The organism is Streptomyces sp. NPDC057950, from assembly GCF_042887295.1.
GTDB classification, from domain to species: domain Bacteria; phylum Actinomycetota; class Actinomycetes; order Streptomycetales; family Streptomycetaceae; genus Streptomyces; species Streptomyces kaempferi.
Genome location: NZ_JBHVPP010000002.1, coordinates 527088 through 549490, shown reverse-complemented (window position 1 = coordinate 549490; position 22403 = coordinate 527088). Strand labels below are relative to the sequence as shown.

24 protein-coding genes are annotated in these 22403 nt (G+C 73.2%); 10 read left to right on the top strand and 14 right to left on the bottom strand.

The genetic code is table 11. The annotated features are described in order from the left end of the window. Positions 1 to 8: 8 nt before the first annotated feature. Together ACFVTC_RS06680 and ACFVTC_RS06675 are read right to left on the bottom strand one after the other, a co-directional pair. On the bottom strand, positions 9 to 893 hold the full coding sequence (locus ACFVTC_RS06680; RefSeq protein WP_390124610.1) for an SDR family NAD(P)-dependent oxidoreductase: 885 nt from the start codon (positions 891 to 893) through the stop codon (positions 9 to 11). Continuing rightward, a complete protein-coding gene (locus ACFVTC_RS06675; RefSeq protein ID WP_390124608.1) occupies positions 893 to 1690 on the bottom strand; it encodes an acetoacetate decarboxylase family protein in 798 nt (265 codons plus the stop codon). The genes ACFVTC_RS06680 and ACFVTC_RS06675 overlap by 1 nt, the downstream gene beginning before the upstream one ends. 99 nt (positions 1691 to 1789) lie before the next feature. Here ACFVTC_RS06675 and ACFVTC_RS06670 point away from each other — a divergent pair, with 99 nt between their 5' ends. The 6 genes from ACFVTC_RS06670 (at position 1790) to ACFVTC_RS06645 (ending at position 7619) form a co-directional block, all read left to right on the top strand. Continuing rightward, on the top strand, positions 1790 to 2407 hold the full coding sequence (locus tag ACFVTC_RS06670) for a TetR/AcrR family transcriptional regulator (protein ID WP_390124606.1): 618 nt from the start codon (positions 1790 to 1792) through the stop codon (positions 2405 to 2407). Positions 2408 to 2482: 75 nt separating this feature from the next. Beyond that, on the top strand, positions 2483 to 3511 hold the full coding sequence (locus ACFVTC_RS06665; RefSeq protein WP_390124604.1) for a DEDDh family exonuclease: 1029 nt from the start codon (positions 2483 to 2485) through the stop codon (positions 3509 to 3511). A gap of 236 nt (positions 3512 to 3747) precedes the next feature. Beyond that, positions 3748 to 3981 (top strand): hypothetical protein, encoded by a 234-nt coding sequence (locus tag ACFVTC_RS06660; protein ID WP_079665165.1) that lies wholly within the window; start codon positions 3748 to 3750, stop codon positions 3979 to 3981. A gap of 67 nt (positions 3982 to 4048) precedes the next feature. Continuing rightward, entirely contained in the window at positions 4049 to 4840 is a 792-nt protein-coding gene (locus tag ACFVTC_RS06655) for an SURF1 family protein (RefSeq protein ID WP_390124602.1), read from the top strand. A 185-nt stretch (positions 4841 to 5025) separates the two neighbouring features. Further along, positions 5026 to 6840: a glycoside hydrolase family 15 protein gene (locus tag ACFVTC_RS06650; RefSeq protein WP_390124600.1), complete on the top strand. Its 1815-nt coding sequence runs from the start codon at positions 5026 to 5028 to the stop codon at positions 6838 to 6840. 23 nt (positions 6841 to 6863) lie between these two features. Further along, the gene (locus ACFVTC_RS06645) at positions 6864 to 7619 is read left to right on the top strand and encodes an SDR family oxidoreductase (RefSeq protein ID WP_390124598.1); all 756 of its coding nucleotides are present in this window, start codon (positions 6864 to 6866) and stop codon (positions 7617 to 7619) included. Between the two features lie 590 nt (positions 7620 to 8209). Here the strand turns inward: ACFVTC_RS06645 and amaP are convergent. The 5 genes from amaP to ACFVTC_RS06620 are packed head-to-tail and all read right to left on the bottom strand — an operon-like array spanning position 8210 to position 10543. Further along, on the bottom strand, positions 8210 to 8788 hold the full coding sequence (gene amaP / locus ACFVTC_RS06640; RefSeq protein WP_390124596.1) for an alkaline shock response membrane anchor protein AmaP: 579 nt from the start codon (positions 8786 to 8788) through the stop codon (positions 8210 to 8212). A 5-nt stretch (positions 8789 to 8793) separates the two neighbouring features. Continuing rightward, complete coding sequence (locus ACFVTC_RS06635; protein ID WP_390124594.1) at positions 8794 to 9471, bottom strand: DUF6286 domain-containing protein; 678 nt, start codon at positions 9469 to 9471, stop codon at positions 8794 to 8796. Next, positions 9468 to 9851, bottom strand: a complete 384-nt coding sequence (locus tag ACFVTC_RS06630) for an Asp23/Gls24 family envelope stress response protein (RefSeq protein ID WP_390124592.1) — start codon at positions 9849 to 9851, stop codon at positions 9468 to 9470. The genes ACFVTC_RS06635 and ACFVTC_RS06630 overlap by 4 nt, the downstream gene beginning before the upstream one ends. Further along, positions 9848 to 10033 (bottom strand): hypothetical protein, encoded by a 186-nt coding sequence (locus tag ACFVTC_RS06625; RefSeq protein WP_168527459.1) that lies wholly within the window; start codon positions 10031 to 10033, stop codon positions 9848 to 9850. Before ACFVTC_RS06625 ends, ACFVTC_RS06630 begins: the two co-directional genes overlap by 4 nt. 33 nt (positions 10034 to 10066) lie before the next feature. Beyond that, a complete protein-coding gene (locus ACFVTC_RS06620) occupies positions 10067 to 10543 on the bottom strand; it encodes an Asp23/Gls24 family envelope stress response protein (RefSeq protein ID WP_168527460.1) in 477 nt (158 codons plus the stop codon). An 87-nt stretch (positions 10544 to 10630) separates the two neighbouring features. Here ACFVTC_RS06620 and ACFVTC_RS06615 point away from each other — a divergent pair, with 87 nt between their 5' ends. Beyond that, on the top strand, positions 10631 to 11581 hold the full coding sequence (locus ACFVTC_RS06615) for a hypothetical protein (protein WP_390124589.1): 951 nt from the start codon (positions 10631 to 10633) through the stop codon (positions 11579 to 11581). 72 nt (positions 11582 to 11653) lie between these two features. Here the strand turns inward: ACFVTC_RS06615 and ACFVTC_RS06610 are convergent, their stop codons facing one another. From ACFVTC_RS06610 to ACFVTC_RS06595, 4 genes are all read right to left on the bottom strand, one after another. Further along, positions 11654 to 12457 carry an enoyl-CoA hydratase/isomerase family protein gene (locus ACFVTC_RS06610; RefSeq protein WP_390124587.1) on the bottom strand — a complete coding sequence of 268 codons (804 nt, stop codon included), beginning with the start codon at positions 12455 to 12457 and terminating at the stop codon, positions 11654 to 11656. 139 nt (positions 12458 to 12596) lie between these two features. Further along, positions 12597 to 12818 carry a helix-turn-helix domain-containing protein gene (locus tag ACFVTC_RS06605; RefSeq protein ID WP_006123601.1) on the bottom strand — a complete coding sequence of 74 codons (222 nt, stop codon included), beginning with the start codon at positions 12816 to 12818 and terminating at the stop codon, positions 12597 to 12599. 397 nt (positions 12819 to 13215) lie between these two features. Next, entirely contained in the window at positions 13216 to 14814 is a 1599-nt protein-coding gene (locus tag ACFVTC_RS06600; RefSeq protein WP_390124585.1) for an ABC-F family ATP-binding cassette domain-containing protein, read from the bottom strand. Positions 14815 to 14905: 91 nt separating this feature from the next. After that, entirely contained in the window at positions 14906 to 15526 is a 621-nt protein-coding gene (locus ACFVTC_RS06595) for a PQQ-binding-like beta-propeller repeat protein (protein WP_390124583.1), read from the bottom strand. A gap of 548 nt (positions 15527 to 16074) precedes the next feature. On the opposite strand from ACFVTC_RS06595, the gene ACFVTC_RS06590 reads away from it, so the two are divergent. Together ACFVTC_RS06590 and ACFVTC_RS06585 are read left to right on the top strand one after the other, a co-directional pair. Next, on the top strand, positions 16075 to 16965 hold the full coding sequence (locus ACFVTC_RS06590) for a neutral zinc metallopeptidase (protein WP_390124581.1): 891 nt from the start codon (positions 16075 to 16077) through the stop codon (positions 16963 to 16965). 95 nt (positions 16966 to 17060) lie between these two features. Further along, positions 17061 to 17483, top strand: a complete 423-nt coding sequence (locus ACFVTC_RS06585; RefSeq protein ID WP_390124579.1) for a VOC family protein — start codon at positions 17061 to 17063, stop codon at positions 17481 to 17483. Positions 17484 to 17550: 67 nt separating this feature from the next. On the opposite strand, the gene ACFVTC_RS06580 is transcribed toward ACFVTC_RS06585, so the two are convergent. The 3 genes from ACFVTC_RS06580 to ACFVTC_RS06570 form a co-directional block, all read right to left on the bottom strand. After that, a complete protein-coding gene (locus ACFVTC_RS06580; RefSeq protein ID WP_390124577.1) occupies positions 17551 to 18960 on the bottom strand; it encodes a hypothetical protein in 1410 nt (469 codons plus the stop codon). Between the two features lie 402 nt (positions 18961 to 19362). Further along, a complete protein-coding gene (locus tag ACFVTC_RS06575) occupies positions 19363 to 20490 on the bottom strand; it encodes an alpha/beta hydrolase family protein (protein ID WP_390124575.1) in 1128 nt (375 codons plus the stop codon). Between the two features lie 167 nt (positions 20491 to 20657). Further along, positions 20658 to 21395: a class II aldolase/adducin family protein gene (locus tag ACFVTC_RS06570; RefSeq protein WP_390124572.1), complete on the bottom strand. Its 738-nt coding sequence runs from the start codon at positions 21393 to 21395 to the stop codon at positions 20658 to 20660. 196 nt (positions 21396 to 21591) lie between these two features. Here ACFVTC_RS06570 and ACFVTC_RS06565 point away from each other — a divergent pair, with 196 nt between their 5' ends. Next, positions 21592 to 22353 carry a lysozyme gene (locus tag ACFVTC_RS06565; RefSeq protein ID WP_390124570.1) on the top strand — a complete coding sequence of 254 codons (762 nt, stop codon included), beginning with the start codon at positions 21592 to 21594 and terminating at the stop codon, positions 22351 to 22353. Positions 22354 to 22403: the final 50 nt, after the last annotated feature.

The following is a 22403-nucleotide window of genomic DNA, read 5'->3' as shown; positions in this document are numbered from 1 at the left end:
CCGCCTCCTCAGTCCAGGATGAAGTGTTCGAGGTACGAGGGGTCCGCGCGGTCGAGCATCGACCGCGCGCGTGCCCGGATCTGGCGGTCACTGTGCTCGCTCTCCGGCAGCAGCCAGAAGCGGTCCGCGCCGATGCCCTCCGCCACCAGGTCGGCGACCTCCTCGACCGGCGTGAACCGCACCTCCCGCCCCGCCTGCCGCATCGCGGCCTCCCACTTGTCGAGCCCGCGGTACGGGGTCCTGCGCGGCCGCTGCTTCGCGTACCGCGACGGCCGGTTGCGGTGCGACTCCCACAGCCCGGTGCGGAGCATGTGCGGCCCGGGGAAGAGCACGGACGCCCCCACGCGCGCGTGCTCCGCCTTCAGATGCGCGTAGAGGGACTCGGTCATCGTCACGACGGCGGCCTTGGTGACGGCGTAGACGGAGGCCGTGGGCAGCGGGGCGATCCCGCCGTCGCCGGACGAGGTGTTGACGACGTGACCCGGCTCTCCGCCGGCGATCATCCTCGGCACGAACGCCTGGATGCCGTGGAAGACACCCCAGACGTTGACGGCGAAGGCCCACTTCCAGTCGTTCGGGTCGTGCTCCCACATACGGCCCTCGGCGCCGGAGCCGACCCCGGCGTTGTTGCACAGGACGTGTACGGCGCCGTACCTCCCGTAGACGTCCTCGGCGAGTGCGACGACTTCCGCGCGCTCCCCGACGTCGACCACGCGCGCGTGCACGTCGGCCCCGCCCTGGCGCAGCCCGCTCGCCGCCTTCTCCAGGGCCCCCTCCTCGACGTCCGCGAGGACCACCTTCAGACCGTCGGCCGCGAACCGCCGCGCCATGGCCAGTCCGATGCCGCTCGCGGCGCCGGTGACGACGGTGACGTGTCCCGCCCGCAGGCGCATCAGACGCTCCCCTCGGGCGGACCGTCGAGGAGCTGCCGCGGATCGTCGTAGCGCTGGTGGACGTAGGGCAGCAGGGCCGACGGGTCGACGCGCTCGACGACCCTGCCGCGCTGGTCCGTGGTCTTCTCGCCGAAGGTGATCCCGACGAGTCCGCGGACGGGGAGGTCGGCCACCGGGTCGTACATCGACTCGCGCAGGACGACGTCCCCGGTGACGCGCTCCAGCCTGCGCACCCTCTCCTCGCGCACGCAGTGCACCAGGACGGGGTCGGCGTCGAAGCCCGCACCGTCCACCCCGGGAAGGAACTTGAAGTAGAAGTCGGTCTTCCGGGCGGGCTCGGGCAGCGGCAGGTCCCCGCTGACCGCGCCGCGCACCTCGACGAACGCGATGCCGTGCCGGGCGAGCGCGGCCCGCACCACGAGACCGTCCCGCTCGACGGTCACCTCGCCGAGCTTCTTGGGCTCACCGAAGACCTCCCGGCCGCCGGTCAGGGCGCGTTCGTGGGTCATGGGCATCACGAGCGGATACCAGCCCTCGACCCCGTCGTGCGCCGCGGCGACGGCGAACGAGCCGGCACCCAGCGGGTAGCCGGGCAGGTCGACCTTGCTGATGTTCACCCGTACCAAGGGTCGCGCGGTGGGTTTGAGCGGGGGCGGCAGGACCGCCGCGACCGCGTCCGGATCGCTCTCCCAGACGGCCACCACACCGGTGGACCAGATGTCGGGGAGCCTGGCGCTCGCGGTACGCGCGGCGGCGATCTCCGCCTCGCTGCGCGCGCCGTACCTCACTCGTGCCATGTCGTACCGCCCTTCCCTGATGGACCGTCAGCTGTAACACAGTTACAGCAGACCTCGCGAAGGGTAAATACGCGTGCACGAAACGGACTTGGGGGCATCATGACGAGACCGGGAGTCAGCCGCGAGGCGGTCCTCGACGCCGCCGGGACCCTGGTGAGGCGGCACGGCCCGGACGCGCTGACGATGCGCAGGCTCGCGGCCGAGCTGGGCACGGCGGTCACCTCGATCTACTGGCACGTCGGCAACCGCGAGTCCCTGCTCGACGCACTGGTCGAGCGGACCGTCGCCGACCTCGGCGAGATCCGGCCCACCGGGCGCACCCCGGCGGCGCGTGTCGTGTCGGTGGCCCGCGTCCTGCGCCGGCAGCTGCGGGAGCATCCGCACCTCATCGCGATGGTGCACGAACGTGGCCTGACGGAACGGATGTTCCTGCCCGCGCAGCGGGCTCTGGTGCGCGAGGTGCACGCGGCGGGGCTGCGGGGCGCGCGCGCCGCCCGGGTCGTCCGGGCCGTGCAGTTCCAGGTCGTCGGGCACGTCCTGGTCGAGCGCAACCGCGAGCGCGCTCCGGCGCAGCGTCCCGGCGAGGAGGAGCTGTGGGGGGCGCGCACCGCCGAGCGCGACCCGGCGCTCGCGCGGGCGCTGGCCGGACCGGTCGACACCGAGCGGCTGTTCACTGCGTCCGTCAAGGCGCTGGTGGCCGGGTTGTTGACGCCATAGGGAGCGGCCCGGCCCCGGCGGGCGCGCGGAGTCCGGGGACAGGGCTGTCGGTCGTGGCCCGTATCCTCAATGACCATGCTCGAAGACCTGACGACCGCAGCGTCCCCAGCCTCCTGGCCGGCCGCGTATCCGCACGGGTACGCGGTCGTCGACGTGGAGACCACCGGCCTGGCCCGGGACGACCGGATCATCTCGGCCGCCGTCTACCGGCTGGACGCGCGCGGCGAGGTCGAGGACCACTGGTACACGACGGTGAACCCGGAGCGGGACCCGGGCCCGGTGTGGATCCACGGTCTGACGAGCGACGTGCTCGAAGGCGCCCCGCTCTTCCAGGACATCGCGGAGGAGTTCGCCGCCCGGCTCGACGGCCGCGTCCTCGTCGCGCACAACGCCGTCTTCGACTGGTCGATGATCGCGCGGGAGTACGCGCGCGCCGAGCGCGAGGCGCCGGTGCGTCAGCGGCTGTGCACCATCGCGCTCTCCAAGGAGCTGGGCCTTCCGCTGCCCAACCACAAGCTCGAGTCGCTGGCCGCGCACTTCGGCGTCGTGCAGCAGCGCGCGCACCACGCGCTGGACGACGCGCGGGTGCTGGCCGAGGCGTTCCGGCCGAGCCTGCGGGCGGCCGCGCGCGAGGGGATCCGGCTGCCGCTGCTGGAGTGCCGGCCGCTCAAGGAGTGGTCGCAGAGCCCGGCGGCGCCCCGCATCGGGCGGCAGTCCGGGGGGTACGAGGGCGGGTCCTCCGGAGGCGGTCACGGGTCCGGGGGCGGCTATCCGTCGGGGAGTTGGCGCCCTTCACGCAAACGCCCCGCATGCCCCTATCCCAACCCAGGACGTTACGAACCGGGTGAACCACTCAAGCAGGGCATGCGGGTGGCGTTCTCCGGGGACACGTCCGTCGACCGCGAACTGCTGGAGGACCGTGCCGTCGAGGCGGGGCTGCATGTGGCGACGAGCCTGTCCCGGCTGACCAGCCTGCTGGTCACGAACGATCCGGACTCCAGCACGTCCAAGGTGCTCAAGGCCCGGCAGTTCGGCACGCCGGTGATCGACGAGGCGGCGTTCGGCCAGTTGCTGCGGGACGTGGAACCGGCACCGGGGAAGTGACCGGGCACGGCCGGCACGCCCTCGGGTGACCGGTGCGCCGGACACCTACCGGCGTACGGGTGACCTACCGGCGTACGGGTGACCGACGGGCACACGGGTGACCGGCGTACGGGTGACCGGCGGACACCTGGGTGACCGACCGGCATACGGGTGACTGACCGACGTACGGGTGATTGGCGCGCGACTCGCCCGGCACCCGCTCGCCGGTTCCGCGTCCGCCCCGCACCCTGTGGCGCATGGCGAGATGCGAAGTATGCGGCAATGACTACGGAATGACGTTCGAGGTGCACGCGCAGGGCGCGGTGCACGTCTTCGACTGCTTCTCCTGCGCGATCCACCGGATGGCCCCGATCTGCGAGCACTGTCGTGTCCAGATCATCGGCCAGGGAGTCGAGGTCGAGGGCCACTGGTTCTGCGGAGCCCACTGCGCCCGCGCCGAGGGGAGGGTGGGGATCGTCGACAAAGTGTGAGCCGGGGCGCGGCCCTCGGCGGGACCCTCCCGTCGAGGGCCGAATCGTGCCGAGTACCGTCAATGGGGTGTACCGCTTCCTGTTGTCCCGGCAGTGGGTGATTCTCACCCTGGTGGCCCTCGCCCTCATCCCGACGATGATCAAGCTGGGCTTCTGGCAGCTGCACCGGCATGAGCACAAGGTCGCGCTGAACGCGGTGATCTCCGCCTCGCTGTCGGCGAAGCCGGTGCCGGCCGAGTCGCTCACCGCGCCGGGGCAGCGCGTCCCGCACGACGACCTGTACCGCCGGGTGACCGCCAAGGGGACCTACGACACCGCGCACGAGGTCGTCGTACGGCGCCGCACCAACGCGGACGGCGAGGTCGGCTTCCACGTCCTGACCCCCTTCGACCTGGCCGACGGCCGGGTGCTGATGGTCAACCGGGGCTGGATCCCGGCGAACGGCGTGCAGACCGCCTTCCCGAGGATCCCGGCGCCCGCGAAGGGCGAGGTCACCGTCACCGGGCGGCTGATGCCGGACGAGACGACCGGCGCCAGCGGTATCAAGAACGTCGCGGGGCTGCCCGACCGCCAGGTCATGCTGATCAGCAGCGGGCAGCAGGCGAAGAACCTCGGCAAGCAGGTCCTGGGCGGCTACATCGAGCAGACCGCGCCCGCGCCCAGGGGCGACTCGCCCGAACTGCTCCCCGACCCCGAGCACAACGACATCGGCCCGCACATGGCGTACGCGATCCAGTGGTGGCTCTTCTCCGCGGGCGTTCCCGTGGGCTGGGTGGTCCTGGTCCGCCGCGAGCGTCGTGACCGCGCGACGGCCGCCACCACGCACACCGCCCCGGAACCGGCCCCGGCCGCCGTGTAGACCCCGCGGGACCTGTCCCGCCCCGCGGACCGCGCGGGAACCGCCCCGGTCCGCGCGGCCCACCGCCCGCGGAGGCGATCCTCCCCGCCCGGAGCCCTGCGCGGTCCGCCCTCGAACGTACCCTCGCTTCACCCGGTCGGCCCCCGACCCGATTGGCCCCGGCCCCTGCCGGGAACCCGCCCCACGTGCACCCACGTATCGAGGACTACGCGCTCATCGGGGACGAACAGACGGCCGCACTGGTGGGCCGGGACGGGTCGATCGACTGGCTATGCGTGCCACGGTTCGACTCGGCCGCCTGTTTCGCCGCGATGCTCGGCGACGACAACAACGGCCACTGGCGGATCGCGCCCAAGGGGGCGGGCCCCTGCACCCGGCGCGCGTACCGGCCGGACTCCCTGGTGCTCGACTCGGAATGGGAGACGGACGACGGCACGGTCCGGGTGACCGACTTCATGCCACAACGCGACAAGGCGCCCGATCTCATCCGCATCGTGGAAGGCATCAGCGGCCGCGTCACGGTGCAGAGCACCCTGCGGCTGCGCTTCGACTACGGCTCGGTCGTGCCGTGGATGCGCAAGTCGGACGGTCACCGGGTGGCGGTGGCGGGCCCGGACTCGGTGTGGCTGCGCAGCGAGCCCGAGGTACGGACCTGGGGCAAGGACTTCCGCACGCTCTCGGAGTTCACCGTGGAGGCGGGCGAGAAGGTCGCCTTCGTACTGACCTGGCATCCCTCGCACTGGGCGCGCCCACCGTTGATCGACCCGTTCGAGGCGCTGCGGTGCAGCGTCGCCGACTGGCAGGCGTGGGCGGCGCGCTGCCGCTACGAGGGCCCCCACCGGGACATCGTGGTCCGTTCGCTGATCACCCTCAAGGCCCTCACCTACGCGCCGACGGGCGGCATCGTGGCGGCCCCCACCACCTCGCTCCCGGAGGAGCTGGGCGGCGTCCGCAACTGGGACTACCGCTACTGCTGGCTGCGCGACTCCACGCTCACGCTGGGCGCGCTCCTCGCGGCCGGGTACCACGAGGAGGCCGAGGCCTGGCGCGACTGGCTGCTGCGCGCGGTCGCGGGCGACCCGGCCGACCTGCAGATCATGTACGGGCTCTCCGGTGAGCGCCGGCTGCCCGAGTTCGAGCTGCCCTGGCTGCGCGGCTTCGCCGGTTCGTACCCGGTCCGGATCGGCAACGAGGCGGTGAAGCAGCTGCAGCTGGACGTGTACGGCGAGGTCATCGACTCGCTCGAACTGGCCCGGCGTTCCGGCCTGCCGTCCAAGCCGCACATGTGGCGGCTGCAGTGCGCGCTGATGGACTTCCTGCGGACCGCCTGGCGGCAGCCCGACGAGGGGATCTGGGAAGTGCGCGGTCCCCGTCGGCACTTCGTGTACTCGAAGGTGATGGCGTGGGTGGCCGCCGACCGCGCCGTGCGCACCCTGGAGGCGGAACCGGGGCTCACCGGCGACCTGGAGGGCTGGCGCGAGATGCGCGACGAGGTGCACAAGGAGGTGTGCGAGCGCGGGTTCGACGCCGAGCGGAACACCTTCACGCAGTCCTACGGTTCGCGTGAGCTGGACGCGTCGCTGCTGCTCATCCCGCGCGCCGGTTTCCTGCCGCCGGACGATCCGAGGGTCGTCGGCACCATCGACGCGGTCCGCGCGGAACTCGAACGCGACAACTTCCTGCTGCGCCGCTACAGCGAGGAGGGCACGGACGTCGACGGCCTGCCGGGCGGCGAGGGCGCCTTCCTCGTCTGTTCGTTCTGGCTCGCCGACGCGCTGCAGATGACGGGCCGTACGCAGGAGGCCCGCGACCTGTTCGAGCGGCTGATCGGGCTCGCCAACGACGTGGGGCTGCTCGCCGAGGAGTACGACCCCGTGGGGCGCCGCCAGCTCGGCAACTTCCCGCAGGCCTTCAGCCATCTCGGCCTGGTGGGCACCGCGTTCAACCTGTTCGGGGGCGAGAGCCCCGAGACGATGGGAGGGGCCGAACGGACGGTATGACGGGGTGAGGGAGGATGGGTGCCATGGATCTTGGACTGAAGGACCGTGTGTACGTCGTCACGGGAGCCACCCGTGGTCTGGGCAACGCCGCCGCGCGCGAGCTCACCGCCGACGGCGCGAAGGTGATCGTCTCGGGGCGCGACGAGAAGGGCGCCGCCGACGCCGCGTCCGCGCTCGGCCCGAACGCGGTGGGGGTGGCCGCCGACAACGCCGACCCGCGGACCCCGGCCCGGCTGATCGCGGCGGCGCGCGAGCACTTCGGCGGGTTCGACGGCATCCTCATAAGCGTCGGCGGGCCGCCGCCCGGGTTCGTCGCGGACACCACGGACGAGCAGTGGACGGCCGCGTACGAGTCCGTCTTCCTGGGCGCGGTCCGGCTGGCCCGCGCTGCCGTCGCCGAGCTGGGTGACGGCGGTGTCGTCGGCTTCGTCCTGTCGGGTTCGGTGCACGAGCCGATCCCGGGCCTGACCATCTCCAACGGTCTGCGCCCGGGGCTCGCCGGCTTCGCCAAGTCCCTCGCCGACGAGCTGGGCCCGCGGGGGATCCGCGTGGTCGGTCTGCTCCCGGCCCGTATCGACACGGACCGCGTCCGCGAGCTCGACGGTCTCTCCGCCGACCCGGAGGCCACCCGGGCGGCCAACGAGGCCCGCATCCCGCTGCGCCGGTACGGCGCCCCGGAGGAGTTCGGCCGCACCGCGGCGTTCCTGCTCTCCCCCGCGGCGTCCTATCTGACGGGGATCATGCTGCCGGTGGACGGCGGTATGCGGCACGGGTTCTAGGGCGTGTTGCGAAAATCCCGTCGTCCGCCCGGAGGGCGGGCCTCGCGGCGTCCGGTGCGTGCTCTCGGTGCCGGGCGGAAGCCCGCGTACGGGACGTACCCGGGTTTTCGCCCGGTGCGGCGAGTGGGGGCACCTCCCACGCCCTTGAGGCAGTGGGGGAGCGTGCCAGGCGTCGCGAGGCAGGCGGGACCTTCGCGACACGCCCTGGCGGCAGCGGTCGCCGGTACCGCGGGCACAGGTGTGCAGGCGGTACCGGTTCCGGCCTGCGGCACGGGCGCCGGCGACATCGGGTCTCGAGCGGTACGGGCATCGGCCGAAACCGGTTCCGGCGGCACGGCCCGGGTCCCCAGCGATACGAGCCTCGGCCGAAACCGGCTCCGGCGGCACGGCCCGGGGCTCCAGCGATACGAGCCTCGGCCGAAACCGGTTCCGGCGGCGCGGCCCGGGGCTCCAGCGGTACGCGTGCTGGTGATCTCCGCCGCACCCGGCGATTCCCCTCCGCTCCCGCGGCCGGGCGGTCGGCGAGGGCCTGCCCATCCCCCTTCGGCGGCAGGCGGGCCGGGGGAAGCCCCGGTCCGCCGCCGTCCGGCTCAGCTCACGCGTTCCGCACGGTGCTTGACCGCGCGGAGGCGCACCTCCGCGGGCAGCGCGGCGAGGCCCGCCGAGTCACGCGCGTGCGCGAGCGCCTCCGTCGTGAGCAGATGCAGCGTGTGTCCGGGGTCCACATGCGGTTCCAGCAGGAGCTGAACCCGTGCGCCCGGAGCGCCCCGCCTCCCGGTCAACTGCGCCTGGGCGTGCGTGACACCGTCCAGACGCCCGGCGTCCTCGGCGAGTACGCCCTCCAGGGCCCGGCCGCGCAGCAGCGCGCCCTCGCCGTCACCGACGTCGACCAGTACCTCGGCCAGCCGGCGCCGGCGCAGCACGGCCGCCAGCCACCACAGGGCGAGCAGGACGAGCACCGCGAGCCCGGCGATGACGGCCGGCCACCACCAGCCCTGGTCCCGCCAGCGGGTCCGTCCGGTGTCGCTCAACAGCACGTCGTGCGGCCCTTCGTGGATCCACCACGAGGGCGGCCGCGCACCCAGTCCGATGGCGAGCACGGAGCCGCCGAGGACGACCAGGGCGAGCCCGACGACTCCCAGCAGCACCCGGTTGACGATCCTGAGCACCGTACTCACCCCTTCCGTCCGGGACGCCTCACGTGCACCGAGAGCGCCGGGGGCCGGGAGAGCCCCAGCCCCCTGATGCCGTCGGCGAGTGTGGCGTCCAGGTCGGCACGTACGTCGTCGAGTTCACGGAAATGCGAGACCGCGTGGACGTCCACCGTGCGCCGCCCGGTACGGACCCTGGCCGACTGCACCCCGGCGACCTCCATGGCCCGGTCGCGCAGGGCCATGGCGGCGGCGTCCCGGTGCAGCCCGGCCCGTACGTCGTGGTGGGTGCGCCGCATCGGCAGGACACCCCGCAGTCCCGGGGTCACCGCGAGGACGATCAGCCAGAGCCCGAGGGCCGCGGCGATCCCGGCGCCGACGAGCACCCACGTGTCGTCGAGGGGGCGTTCGGCCAGTTGCCGGGCGAGAGACCTGCGCCAGTGCAACGCGGGCCGGTGCGCACGGACCGCCGTGACGTCGTACAGGAAGGCGCCCGCGCCCATCAGGAGGAGCACCGCGACGATCCCCGCGGGGACGCGGCGCGTCGACCAGAACCGTCCCTGGGCGCCGTCCTCCTCGCCGGCGGTGCCCGCGGGATCGTGGGCGTCCGCCGACGCGGACCGGTCGAACTCGTCCTCGGGCCGCTTCTCCATCACGGGCAAGCGTCGGGTCGTGCTGTCGGAGCCCTGAGGCTCGCTCATTGCGTCCTCCCCTGTGCCACGCCGGGTACCGGTACCAGGTGCAGTCGTTCCACCTGGACGGTCACCTCCGGCACTTCCATCCCCGTCAACGCGCTTACCCGCTCCTCGACATGACAACGCACCGCTTTGCAACGGGCGCCGATGTCGGTGGGGTAGGCGAGTTCGAGGTGGACGTGGACGCGGGCGGTGTCGTGCCGCACGAGGACCGTCGCGTGCGGCGGCGCGGCGTCCGGGGGCAGCGGCCCGAGGACCTCGCGGGCCGCCTGTGCGGCGGTCTTGGCCACGACGCGGTCGGCGATCCGGGTCGCGCCGCGCTCGGCGGCCACGACGACCGCCGAAGGCCGCCGGGTGTCACCGGGCGCGCCGGTCACGGGTGTCACCGCCGCCGGTCGTCACGCGGGCGGAAGAGGGCACCGAGGTCCAGGTCCCCCTCGAGGAACCGTCCGACGACGAAGCCGACGGCTCCCAGGGCGGCCACGAGCAGGAAGGCCCCGAATCCCCCGAAGTATCCGGCGAAGCCCAGCGCCATTCCGGCGATCATGCCGATCACGGCCAAGCTCATGTGCGCTCCTCAGCAGTTCGGTCGCCGGTCCGGTCACTGGAGCCGCGACTCCGGCTCCTCGTCCTCTTCATCGGGAAGCTTCACGTCACTCACGGCGATGTTGACCTCGACGACCTCGAGACCCGTCATGCGCTCGACGGCCGTGATCACGTTCTCCCGGACCGCGCGGGCCACGTCCGCGATCGACACCCCGTACTCGACGACGATCTCCAGGTCGAGCGCGGTCTGCACCTCGCCGACCTCCGCCTTGACGCCTCTGGCGACGGACTTCGAGCCGCCCGGCACCCGGTCGCGCACCGCCCCGAAGGTACGGCTCAGCCCACTGCCCATCGCGTGCACGCCGAGCACGTCCCTGGCCGCGAGTCCGGCGATCTTCTCCACGACGCCGTCGGCGATCGTGGTCCGGCCCCGGGTGGCGGGATCACCGCCACCGCGCCGGGTGGGCTTACGGGTCTGGGGCGTCTCGCCCTCGGGGTTCTCCGTCCGGTTCCGCTCCGTCATGTCGGTCATCGCCGCACGTCCCTTTCGGTCGTCCTCCTGCGCCCACACTAAGTGCGCCCCCGCGATTGCGCGCCAGGGATGCGGCAGGCTGGAGGAATGACGTCGGACCGATGGACGCGGGCGGTAAGACAGCGGCTCGGACTGGGGCGGTTCCTCCCCCTCGGCCACTCCAGCGACGGCGCGTGGATCACCGAGGAGGCGGCCGGCACGGTGCTTCGGCGCGCGGCGGCCGCCGTCCCCGGGGTGGCGCTCGGCGCGCTGCGGATCTCCCTCACGGACCCGGAGCGGACGTACGAGCCCGCCGTACCGCCTCCGCCGGGCGCGCTGCCGCCCGGTCCGCTCCGCGTCACCGGGGATCTCGCCGCCTCGGCGGACCCTTCGGCGCCGGGCGGTGAACCGCTCCCGACGGCGGCGGCCCGGTTGCGCTCGGCCCTGGCCACGGCGGCGACGGAACGTCTGGGGCTCATGGTGACGGAGGTGGACCTGCGCGTCACGGAGCTGCTGGACACGGACACGCCGCCCACCGCCGCGGACCGGGGCACCCCGGGTCCGGCCGACGGACCGGGCCCGGCCGACGGACCGGGTCCGGCCGACGGACCGGGTCCGGCCGACGGACCGGGTCCGGCTGCTGGTGGGCCGGGCCCGCGCAACGGATCGGCTCCGGTCGACGGGACGGGCCCGGTCGACGAGACGGCTCGGGCCGGAGGATCACGTCCGGTCGACGAGACGGCTCGGGCAGGAGGATCACGTCCGGTCGGCGAGTCGGGTCCGGTCGACGACTCCGCTGCGGCCGAGGAGGCGCGCGTGGTGGCTGCCGTCCTGTCCGTCCCGGGGGTGGACCGTCTGACCGGCGCGCTGGGCCGTCCGGTCCACTTCACCGACGTCCGGGGTACGGACCCGGCCCTGCCGCGCCGCCATGTGCGGGTCGAACTGGCGGTATCGGCCGCCGAACGGACGGCCGACGTGGCTCGGGCGGTCAGGGCCCGCGTCGCCGAGGCACTGCCGGACGTCCCGTCGGTGGCCGTACTGGTGACCGCCGTGCGTTAGCGGCACGTGTGTGGGCGGGCGGGCACGCGAGGACCGCGCGCGTCCCCCGTATCCCGGCGCCGGAGGACGGTCTCAGTCCCCCACGCCGGCGAGGTCCCGCAGTCGCCGGGCCTGGGCCGCGCGCTCGGCGCGGCGCTGCTCCTCGTACGTGCGCTCCCTCGCCCCCCGCAACAGCGCCTTGGTCTCGATGACGGCGTCGCGCGGCGCGGCGAGCAGGGCCGCGGCGAGATCGCGCACCGCGTCGTCGAGCTGTCCGGCCGCGACCGCGAGGTTGGCGAGACCGGTGCGCTCGGCCTCCTCGGCCGCCACGAAGCGACCCGTCGCGCAGATCTCGAGCGCGCGGGCGTAACCCACCAGACCGACCAGCGGGTGCGTCCCGGTGAGGTCGGGCACGAGCCCGAGGCTGGTCTCGCGCATGGCGAACTGCACGTCGTCGGCGACGACGCGCAGGTCACAGGCGAGGGCGAGCTGGAACCCGGCTCCGATGGCGTGCCCCTGCACGGCGGCGATGGACACGACGTCGCTGCGCCGCCACCAGGTGAACGCCTCCTGGTACTCGGCGATGGTCGCGTCGAGGTCGGCGTCCGTGCCGCGCGCGAGCTCGATGAACGACGGTTCGCCGTCGAAGCCCTCGGGCGTGAACGCCTGCCGGTCGAGCCCGGCCGAGAACGACTTGCCCTCGGCACGCAGGACGACCACCCGGACGGTGCCCGGCAGTGACCGTCCGGCCTCCGTCAACGCCCGCCACAGAGCGGGACTCTGGGCGTTGCGCTTGGCCGCGTTGGTCAGCGTCACCGTGGCGATCGCGTCGTCGACGGTGAGCCGTACGCCGTCCTTGTCGAGTACGGGGTCGAGGTCCTTGTCGAGCGAAGCCATGGGCTGCCTCCGATGGGTGCGGTCGGATCGGGCGCGCACCCGTACACGGGGACACACCTAAGTGACTGCACAGTAACCACCCGGTCGATCACCCGACCGACCGGGTGGCCACCACCGAAGCCGATGGGGACGCCCGGCCTCAGGCCGAGGCGGCCTTCTTGCCCCTCGTCGCTCCGCCACGCCCACGGAGCGTGACGCCCGACTCGCTGAGCATCCGGTGCACGAAGCCATACGAGCGGCCGGTCTCTTCGGCCAGCGCTCGAATGCTCGCACCGGAGTCGTACTTCTTCTTCAGGTCTGCCGCGAGCTTGTCGCGCGCGGCGCCGGTTACCCGGCTGCCCTTCTTCAGAGTCTCGGCCACCCGTGCCTCCTCATGGGAAGTGCGCTCTGGACTTCTCATGATCACCCCTCAAGGGCTTCATGGCCAGCCATTCGGCAAGGTCCGTGGGACAAGGTTTTGACGACAGGAGCCCGTCCCCACGAGTGGAATCAAGGGTTCCACCCCGGTCCCTTCGTGCGGCCGAACGGGTTCTTCGGCAAAGTGCCAGGTCAGCGACGCACAACGGCCGAGCCCTTGAGAACAAGGGACTCGGCCGGGAAATCGATGTACGACACACCTCGGTACGAGGAGATCTCACACAGATGATGGATCACGGATCGGCCGAATGATCCATACGCAGTGGATCAGTCATTCGATCACGTCGTGCTGACGGCGGTCCCGGGGCTGCCCATCAGGTCCCCGGGGGCCTTACGGGGACTCAGGCGAGGGCGACGAGGTCCGCGTAGTCGGCGCCCCACAGGTCCTCGACACCGTCCGGCAGCAGGATGATCCGCTCCGGCTGGAGCGCCTCGACGGCACCCTCGTCGTGGGTGACGAGGACGACGGCGCCCTTGTACGTGCGCAGCGCGCCGAGGATCTCCTCGCGGCTGGCCGGGTCGAGGTTGTTCGTCGGCTCGTCGAGGAGGAGGACGTTCGCCGAGGAGACCACCAGGGTCGCGAGCGCGAGACGGGTCTTCTCGCCGCCGGAGAGGACCCCGGCGGGCTTGTCGACGTCGTCGCCGGAGAACAGGAACGAACCGAGCGTCTTGCGGACCTCGACCAGGTCGAGGTCCGGGGCCGCGGAGCGCATGTTCTCCAGCACCGTGCGCTCCGGGTCGAGGGTCTCGTGCTCCTGCGCGTAGTAGCCGAGCTTGAGTCCGTGTCCCTCGACGACCCCGCCGGTGTCGGGGGTCTCGACGCCGCCGAGGAGGCGCAGGAGGGTCGTCTTGCCCGCGCCGTTCAGGCCGAGGATGACGACGCGGGAGCCCTTGTCGATGGCCAGGTCGACGTCGGTGAAGATCTCCAGGGAGCCGTACGACTTCGACAGGCCCTCGGCCATGAGCGGGGTCTTGCCACAGGGAGCGGGCTCCGGGAAGCGCAGCTTGGCGACCTTGTCGGAGACACGGACGGCGTCCAGGCCGGCGAGCAGCCGGTCGGCGCGCTTGGCCATGTTCTGGGCGGCGACGGTCTTGGTGGCCTTCGCGCGCATCTTGTCGGCCTGCGCGTTCAGCGCCGCGGCCTTCTTCTCGGCGTTCTGCCGCTCGCGCTTGCGGCGCTTCTCGTCAGCCTCGCGCTGCTGCTGGTAGAGCTTCCAGCCCATGTTGTAGACGTCGATCTGGGCGCGGTTGGCGTCCAGGTAGAAGACCTTGTTGACGACCGTCTCGACGAGGTCTACGTCGTGGGAGATCACGATGAACCCGCCGCGGTACGTCTTCAGGTAGTCGCGCAGCCAGACGATCGAGTCGGCGTCGAGGTGGTTGGTGGGCTCGTCGAGCAGCAGCGTGTCGGCGTCGGAGAACAGGATCCGGGCCAGTTCGATACGGCGCCGCTGGCCGCCGGAGAGCGTGTGCAGGGGCTGGCCGAGCACACGGTCGGGCAGGTTGAGGGCGGCGGCGATGGTGGCGGCCTCGGCCTCGGCGGAGTATCCGCCCTTGGTGAGGAACTCCGTCTCCTGGCGCTCGTACTGCCGCATGGCCTTGTCGCGGGTGGCTCCCGAGCCGTTGGCGATCCGCTGTTCGTTCTCACGCATCTTGCGGATCAGGACGTCCAGGCCGCGGGCCGACAGGACGCGGTCGCGGGCGAGCACGTCGAGGTCGCCGGTGCGGGGGTCCTGCGGCAGGTAGCCGACCTCGCCGGAGCGGGCGACGTTGCCCGCGGCGGGCTGGCCCTCGCCCGCGAGGACCTTGGTGAGCGTCGTCTTGCCCGCGCCGTTGCGGCCGACCAGGCCGATGCGGTCGCCCTTGGTGATGCGGAAGGTGGCGGACTCGATGAGAATGCGGGCGCCGGCGCGCAGCTCGATACCGGAGGCGGAGATCACGGACAGACTCCTGGGCAGGGTCGTTGGCGGGGTGGGCGGCTGAGGACGTTCCCGCCGTCTAATGCGCGAGGAGAATGGCCATGGGCCAAGTCTAACGGGGCGGTGCAACCACTTTTCCTGGGCGCGGGTGTCCGGCGCTGTGACTCTCGCCCCGCCGTCCGTTGCCCAGCGGGGCGCGGTGCGGGGCGACGACGCCCAGGTCGTCCACCGCGACGAGCCCTGCCGTCCAGCGGTCCTCGGCGGGGCAGGGACGGGCGATCAGGAGCACCGCGCCGTGACGAACGGCACGTGCGGGCACGAAGCGGCAGCCGGGCCGGGCGGGCAGGATCCAGCGCAGGTCGCCGTCGGCCACGCGGTAGGCGGCGACACGTTCGGGGGTGATCACGGCGAGCATGCCGTCGCCCAGGAGCCGCAGCACGCCGGTCGCCCCGTGGTCCGCGAGCCATCGGGCGGCCTCGGGCAGTGCCCGGTGCCAGCGGACGGCGCTCCCGTCGCGACGCGTCGTGTCGGTGACCAGCCCGTCGTCCCAGAGCGCGATCGCGTGCCCGCGCGCGGGCAGCACCGCCAGCGGGCGGCGGCCCTCGCGCGCGTACGTCCAGCGGGCGCGGCCGGTCGCCGCGTCGTAGGCCTCGACGGCGGCGGCGGTCGTCCGCAGCGGGGGCCTCGACGACGGCGGCGTGCCCTGTGTGTGGCCTACGCGCGCGTGGAGCACGAGCCGGTCCCCGTAGGGGGCGGGACGTGCCTGGTGGGCGACGGCGAGCAGCAGCGCGACGGCGACGAGGAGCAGGGCGCGAGCCGTACGGCGGCGGACCGCGGGGGGAGGCGGCGCGGGGAGCGTTCGGCAGTCTGGGGCCCGGAAGGTCCGAGTCGACCCTTCGGACCGAGCCGACCCGTCGGTCGGTACAGGCTCCGTGGTCCGTACCGACTCCGTGGTCCCTACAGGCTCCGTGGTCTGTGCAGACTCTTTGGTCCCTACAGGCTCCGCGGTCCGTACCGACTCCGTGGTCCGTACGGGCCCGGCGGTCCGCGCGGACCGTGTCGCCTCGACCGGCGCAGTGGACACCCCTGCCCCCTCCTTCGCCCCTGCCCGGGCTCCGGCGCAGAGCGTAGGCATGTCCCGGCGTGGCTTCACGGGGACACGGCGCCCGGCCGCGCGGAGGTCCCCCGTTCGGCCCTCCGCCCGGAGCCGGGGAGCCGACGCCGTACGAGGATGGCGGCACGGAGCGACGTACGCGGCCGGACGCGGAGGATGGTGCGCCCATGCAGTTCGACGACGACGCCGACCTGGACACCTCCGAGGTGCAGGATGCGCGCGGCAGCCGGATCCCCGGTGGCCGGGCGACCGTCGGCGGCGGTATCGCCGGCCTGGTCGCGCTGCTGCTCGGGCTGTTCTTCGGAGTGGGACCCGACCAGCTCGGGCTCTCCTCCGGCAACGACCAGCCCGCGGCGACCTCCTCCTCGCTCGACCAGATCAAGGAGACGTGCCGGACGGGGCGCGACGCGAACGCCAAGGAGGACTGCCGCGTCGTCGCGGTGGTCAACAGCGTGCAGGACTTCTGGGCACAGGAGTTCGCGCGGCGCGACGGTGTGTACACACGCTCGCCGACCGTCTTCTTCAGCAACCGGGTGGCCACCGCCTGCGGCACCGCGACCTCGGCCGTCGGGCCCTTCTACTGCCCCGCCGACCGCAAGGTCTACGTGGACCTGGGCTTCTTCGACGACCTGCGCACCAAGTTCGGCTCCAGCGGCGGTCCGTTCGCACAGGCCTACGTGGTGGCGCACGAGTACGGGCACCATGTGCAGGACCTGATGGGGACGCTGGGCCGGGCCCAGGACGGTGTCTCGGGTGCGACCAGCAACTCGGTGAAGCTGGAGCTCCAGGCCGACTGCTACGCCGGGGTGTGGGCGCACCACGCGACGACGACGAAGGACCCGTCGACGGGCAGGCCGCTGCTCAGCAGTCTCACCGCGGCCGACATCCGCGACGGGCTGGACGCGGCGGCGGCCGTCGGCGACGACCGGATCCAGCAGAGGTTCCAGGGGCGGGTGACGCCGGAGACCTGGACGCACGGCTCGGCCGCGCAGCGGCAGCAGTGGTTCTACCAGGGCTACCGCACCGGCGACATGGCGCAGTGCAACACCTTCCGCTGACGGCCCGGTCCCGCCGTCCGGGGCGTTGTCAGTGGCCGGTGCGAGACTGTGGGGCAGGTCACATTCCGGCGGCGGGACGAGAAGGAGTGGTCGGTATGGCGGGCATGGACGGCGGACGTCCGAGCATCTACCCGACACTGCTGTACGCGGACGCGAAGGCGGCGATCAGGCAGCTCACGGAGGCCTTCGGCTTCACGGAGCTGTCGGTGTACGAGAGCGAGGACGGCACGGTGATGCACGCCGAGCTGGTCCAGGGCACCGGAGCGGTCATGCTCGGTTCCAAGGGCCGCGGCGGCGTCTTCGACACCGCGATGAAGGACGCCGGCCCCACCGGGGTGTACGTGGTCGTGGACGACGTCGACGCACACCACCGGCGCGCCCTGGACCACGGCGCGGAGATCCTGATGCCCCCGACCGACCAGGAGTACGGCTCGCGGGACTACCTGGCCCGCGACGCCGAGGGCAACATCTGGAGCTTCGGCACGTACGCGCCGGAGACGGGCGCCCAGGGCGGGTAGCGAAAGGTCCCGTCGTCCGCCCGGAGCGAGGCGGGCGGGGCTTTCGCGGCGCACCCCAGGGCGCCGCTCAGCTCCCTCCGGTGTGCACCTGGAAGGCGGCCCGGCGGACGGCCTTGGCGAGCGCCGGGTCGGGGTGCGCGGCCGCGAGCGCGACCAGGACCTGGACGGTGCGGGGGTGCCCGACGGCGCGCACCTCGTCGAGGAGCGCGGGCACGGTCGGCTGCACGGCGGACTCCAGGTGGCGCACGAGGAGCGGTGCCTCGCCGTGGTCGGCGACCGCCGCGGCGGTGTCGACCCACAGCCAGGTGGACTCCTCGCGGGTGAGCACCTCGTGGGCGTCCTCCGGGTCGTGGCCGTCGTGCTCGGCGAGCCACAGCAGGGCGTAGGGGCGCAGCCAGCTCTCCTCGGCCACGGAGCGCACATCGGGCTCGGCCGGGGCGCCGACCACCCGCAGCGCCTCGAAGGCGAGACCGCGGGTGAGGGCGTCCTCGCCGCGGGCGGCCGCCAGGAGTTCGGTGACGGCGCTGCCGACGGGGCGGGCGGCGAGCCACGCGCGGTACTCGGCGCGGGCCGCGTTCGGGCGCAGTTGGGCACAGCCGCGGAGCATGTCCGCGGCGGGCTGCTCGATGTTCCCCGCGGGGCTCTGCGCCGCGACGCAGATCTGCTCCAGCTTGACCCAGACCGCCCAGCTGCCCAGCGGGGTGAGGGTGGCCTGTCCGTCGGCGCAGGTGAGCGCTCCCACGGCGGCGAGGGCGTGCAGGGCCCAGTCGAGGAGAGGGGCGAGCGGGGCGTCCGTGTCCGAGGGCGCGGCAGTCTCCGGAGCGGGCTCCGGCTGGGGGCCGTAGGGGATCTCGCAGCGCTCGGTGCGCAGCTCCGTGACCCGCTGTTCGAGGAGGTCGAGGAGCTGCTCCACGGGGACGGGCCCGGCGGAGAGCTGGAGGAAGGAGAGCACCTGGGGCATCGCGGAGACGACCTCGGCGACGGCGGACGCCTCACGGTCCGCGGGCTCCGGATGGGCGAGCGACCAGGCGTCGAAGAGGGCGACCCAGCCGCGCAGGACGGCGCTGTCGTCGCGGTTCCAGGCGCGCAGCCGCCAGCCTGGGCGGGCGATGTCGCCGTGCACCTCGACCAGGCCCGCGAGGCGTGCGGTGTCCCAGTCCGCGCGGACCTGAACCGGGGTCAGGCCCAATTCCTCGGCGGCCCGTTCGGCGGTCGCTTCGGAGAGGGTGCCCTTGTCGTCGGGGGTCGCGCCGTCGCGCCCCGGACCGAGCATGGAGTCGGCCCAGCGGGCGACGCGGGCCGCGTCGGCGAGGCCGGCGCGCGCCATGCGGGCGAGTTCCGCCGGCGGCGGGGTGCCCTCGGGGGGGCGGGGTGCGGGTCGGCGCGAGCTGCGCTGGGTCACCGCTCGGGGGGCGGCAGCCAGGGGCCGCGGGCGGACGAGTCGGAGCCTGGAGTCGCGCGGGTTACGGGACGTCACAGGTGCAGTCTTCCGGTTGGCGGTCCGAAAACCCAAACGGAATGTCACAGCAGGCGACAGGGGTGGCCAATGCACGGGGTTTTGCGGGGGCTCGACACGTGTGCTCGCGGCCCCGTGCGACTTGGTCCGATCCCAACCGGAAGCCTGCCGGTGCCTTCGCCGGGGCGCCGCGCGGGAGGGTCGGCACGGGGCTCGCGGCGCCGTGCGGGAGGGTCGGCACGGGGCTCCCGGACGCCGCGCGGGAGGGTCGGCACAGCGCTCGCGGCGCCGCGCGGGAGGGTCCGCACAGCGCTCGCGGCGCCGCGCGGGAGGGTCGGCACGGGGCTCCCGGACGCCGCGCGGAAGAAGTGGTGCCGTGTGCCGGGGCGGCCGTCGCCGGTTCCCGTGCGGCGGGCAGGGCCCCTACATCAGGGGGGTCAGGAAGCGGCGCAGGACCTCTTCGTACTCCGTGGGGTCGGCGTTCCACAGGGCGCCGTGCGGGGCCTGCGCGACCGTGTGCAGGGTCACCAGGTCCGGGCGGCGGCGGGCGAGTCGGCGCGAGGGTCCCCAGGGGGCGAGGACGTCGTCCGGGCCGTGCACCACCAGCGTCGGCACCGTGAGCCGGTCGGGATCGGCGGCCTGCCAGGAGCGGTCGCCGTGCAGTCCGGTGCGGCCCTGGGCGGCCCGGACCGCGAGCGGCAGCAGGGCCCTCGGGGTGTGGCGGGCGGTGGCGAGGGCGCGCAGCGTGGCTTCCCAGTCGAGGACGGGGGAGTCCAGGACCAGCCCGGCGATCCGGTCCCGCAGGGCGGAGTGGGCGGCGGTGCGCAGGGCCATGGTGGCGCCGGTGGACCAGCCGTAGAGGACGACCTGCGCGGCGCCGTAGCGGACCGCGTAGCGCAGCGCGGCGTCCAGGTCGCGCCACTCGGTCTCGCCGAGGTGACCGAGGCCGTCCGGGGGGCGGGGCGCGCCGACGTCTCCCCGGTAGGCGAGGTCGAGGACGGGGAGCCGGCTGCGGTGCAGGAACCGCATCACGTTCATCGGGAGTTCCCGGGTGGCGCCCAGGCCGTGGACGGTGATCACCCAGGTGTCGCGGACACCGGGCACGAACCAGGCGGGCAGCGGGCCCAGCTCGCCGGGCACGTCCACGTCGGCGTGGTCGAGGCCGAGCGCGGTGCTCGGGTTGCCGACGTACAGGTTCGGGGTGAGCCAGACCCGGTCGCCGGGCCGCAGGGTGCCGTGGGTGACGTGTTCGAGGCGGCGTACGACCGTGTCGGCGGTGTGGGGCGCGTTCTCCAGGACCGGGCCGACGACCGCGTGCGAGCCGTCGCCGGCCAGTCCGTACGTTCCCGGTCGCCGGGAGGCCAGGGCACGGGTGAGCGTGATCCGGCCCGGGGCCGTTGCGTGCACGGTGAGCCGGGGCTCGGTGGGCAGGGGCCGGCCGGGCGACGTCTTGAGCGCGGCGTCGCTGGCGAACCGTCCCACCGCCACGGAGGCCGCGCTCGCGGCCAGGGCTACGGTGACGGCCGCGGCCGTCGCTTTGGCAGTACGCACGGGTTCAGTCTCACGGCGCATCCCGTTGTCGGCCAGCGGGAGCGCGACCGACGGCTCCTCGTCCGGGAACGGCGACGGGGGTCCCGGGGCGGCGGCGAAGCGACACGGCCCCGGGACGAAGCGGGCGCGCGGTCCCGCGGTGAAGCGACACGACGCCGTGGCGCCCGTTACGCGACCGGCACGCCGTCCGCGTCCGGGCCGGGCTGGCCGTACCCCCGCAGCCGCTCCTGCGCCTCCCCCAGCTGTTCCCGCGACAGCAGCGCGGGCGACAGTCCCGGCACGGACGACGCCAGGAGCCACACGCGGGACATCCACTCCAGCTGGGCGGTGCGGTCGTACGCCTGGTCCAGGGAGTCTCCGTACGCGACGGTGCCGTGGTTCTGGAGGAGGCAGGCCGTGCGCCGGGTCAGCGCCCGAAGCATGCTCTCGGCCAACTCGGGGCTTCCATAAGGCGCATAAGGGGCAACTCGGGCGGGTCCGCCGAGGGCGCCCGCCATGTAGTGGATCAGGGGAAGCTCGGTCACGAGCGTGGACACCGCCGTCGCGTGCGCGGCGTGGGTGTGGACGACGGCGCGCGCGTCGGTGGCGCGGTAGACCGCCAGATGCATCGGCAGTTCGCTGGTGGGACGAAGGACGCCGAGGGTCTGCCGGCCGTCGAGGCCGACCCCGACGGCGTCGTCGGGCGTGAGCCGGTCGTAGGGCACTCCGGTCGGCGTGACCAGGACCGTGTCGCCGACCCGCACGGAGACGTTGCCCGAGGTTCCGACGACCAGCCCGTCGGCCACCGTCCGACGGGCCGTCGCGACGAGTTCGCCCCACGCGTCCGCCACCTCCCGCGCCCGCGCACCGTCCGCGCCCTCCCCCGCGTCCCGTCCGACCCGCGCGTCCCGCCGCTGCTCCGCCATGCCCGCGATCCTGCCAGGACGGACGCCAACCGGGCGGCGGCGAGGGCACTTCGGGGCGGAAGGCGTACGTCCGTAAGGGTGCATATGCGGACAGATCACCTCTTTAAAGCTATTGGCCGGTGATCGGCATGTATTGAATGATCTTCCACTAACCTCTGGGGGATTTGCCGTGCACGACGCCATTCCGGGGGGAAGCATGGCCCGTGGTCACCAGCCGTTCCGTCGCCACGCCCGCACCCTCGCCCGCGCCCTCGCGGCGAGCGCCGCCTTGGCTGCGCTCGCCGCCACCGCGACCGGGCTCGCAGGCGCGCCGGCCACCGCGGCCGGTGTACCCAGGGGGCACGACGTCTCCTCGCACCAGAAGTACGTCGACTGGCAGCGGGCGAGGGCGAAGGGCGCCCGGTTCGTCTATGTGAAGGCCACCGAGTCCCACACGTACCGCAACCCCTATTTCGACCAGCAGTACAACGGGGCCTACGACGCGGGGATCCTCCGCGGCGCCTACCACTTCGCGGTGCCGGACAAGTCGTCCGGTGCCACCCAGGCCGAGTACTTCGTGCGCAACGGGGGCGCCTGGCAGGCCGACGGCCGGACGCTGCCGCCCGCGCTCGACATCGAGTACAACCCGTACAGCAAGCACAAGTGTTACGGCATGACCAAGGCCGGGCTCGTGAGCTGGATCCAGGACTTCAGCGACGAGCTCGAACGGGAGACGGGCCGCCGCCCGGTGATCTACACGACCGCCCACTGGTGGAACACCTGCACCGGGGACAGCCACGCCTTCGCCGCGGACCACCCCCTCTGGCTGGCCCGCTACGACACCGCGGACATCGGCGCACTGCCGGGCGGCTGGTCGACCTGGACGTTCTGGCAGTACGACAACAAGGGGACCCTGCCGGGTGACCAGGATCTCTTCAACGGATCCAGCGCCCGGCTGAAGAGGCTCGCGAAGGGTTAGCGGAGCCCGATATTCCGCCTTCGTTCGAACCCTGGGTCCCCCCTCCGGTA

Bases quoted from the DNA above. Each gene is read 5' to 3' on its own strand.
- ACFVTC_RS06660 (WP_079665165.1), top strand. From the start codon at position 3,748: ATGGCGAGATGCGAAGTATGCGGCAATGACTACGGAATGACGTTCGAG.
- ACFVTC_RS06645 (WP_390124598.1), top strand. From the start codon at position 6,864: ATGGATCTTGGACTGAAGGACCGTGTGTACGTCGTCACGGGAGCCACC.
- ACFVTC_RS06615 (WP_390124589.1), top strand. From the start codon at position 10,631: ATGACGTCGGACCGATGGACGCGGGCGGTAAGACAGCGGCTCGGACTG.
- ACFVTC_RS06680 (WP_390124610.1), bottom strand. From the start codon at position 893: ATGCGCCTGCGGGCGGGACACGTCACCGTCGTCACCGGCGCCGCGAGC.
- ACFVTC_RS06610 (WP_390124587.1), bottom strand. From the start codon at position 12,457: ATGGCTTCGCTCGACAAGGACCTCGACCCCGTACTCGACAAGGACGGC.
- ACFVTC_RS06585 (WP_390124579.1), top strand. From the start codon at position 17,061: ATGGCGGGCATGGACGGCGGACGTCCGAGCATCTACCCGACACTGCTG.
- ACFVTC_RS06565 (WP_390124570.1), top strand. From the start codon at position 21,592: ATGGCCCGTGGTCACCAGCCGTTCCGTCGCCACGCCCGCACCCTCGCC.
- ACFVTC_RS06670 (WP_390124606.1), top strand. From the start codon at position 1,790: ATGACGAGACCGGGAGTCAGCCGCGAGGCGGTCCTCGACGCCGCCGGG.
- ACFVTC_RS06570 (WP_390124572.1), bottom strand. From the start codon at position 21,395: ATGGCGGAGCAGCGGCGGGACGCGCGGGTCGGACGGGACGCGGGGGAG.
- ACFVTC_RS06675 (WP_390124608.1), bottom strand. From the start codon at position 1,690: ATGGCACGAGTGAGGTACGGCGCGCGCAGCGAGGCGGAGATCGCCGCC.
- ACFVTC_RS06635 (WP_390124594.1), bottom strand. From the start codon at position 9,471: ATGAGCGAGCCTCAGGGCTCCGACAGCACGACCCGACGCTTGCCCGTG.
- ACFVTC_RS06620 (WP_168527460.1), bottom strand. From the start codon at position 10,543: ATGACCGACATGACGGAGCGGAACCGGACGGAGAACCCCGAGGGCGAG.
- ACFVTC_RS06665 (WP_390124604.1), top strand. From the start codon at position 2,483: ATGCTCGAAGACCTGACGACCGCAGCGTCCCCAGCCTCCTGGCCGGCC.
- ACFVTC_RS06625 (WP_168527459.1), bottom strand. From the start codon at position 10,033: ATGAGCTTGGCCGTGATCGGCATGATCGCCGGAATGGCGCTGGGCTTC.
- ACFVTC_RS06590 (WP_390124581.1), top strand. From the start codon at position 16,075: ATGCAGTTCGACGACGACGCCGACCTGGACACCTCCGAGGTGCAGGAT.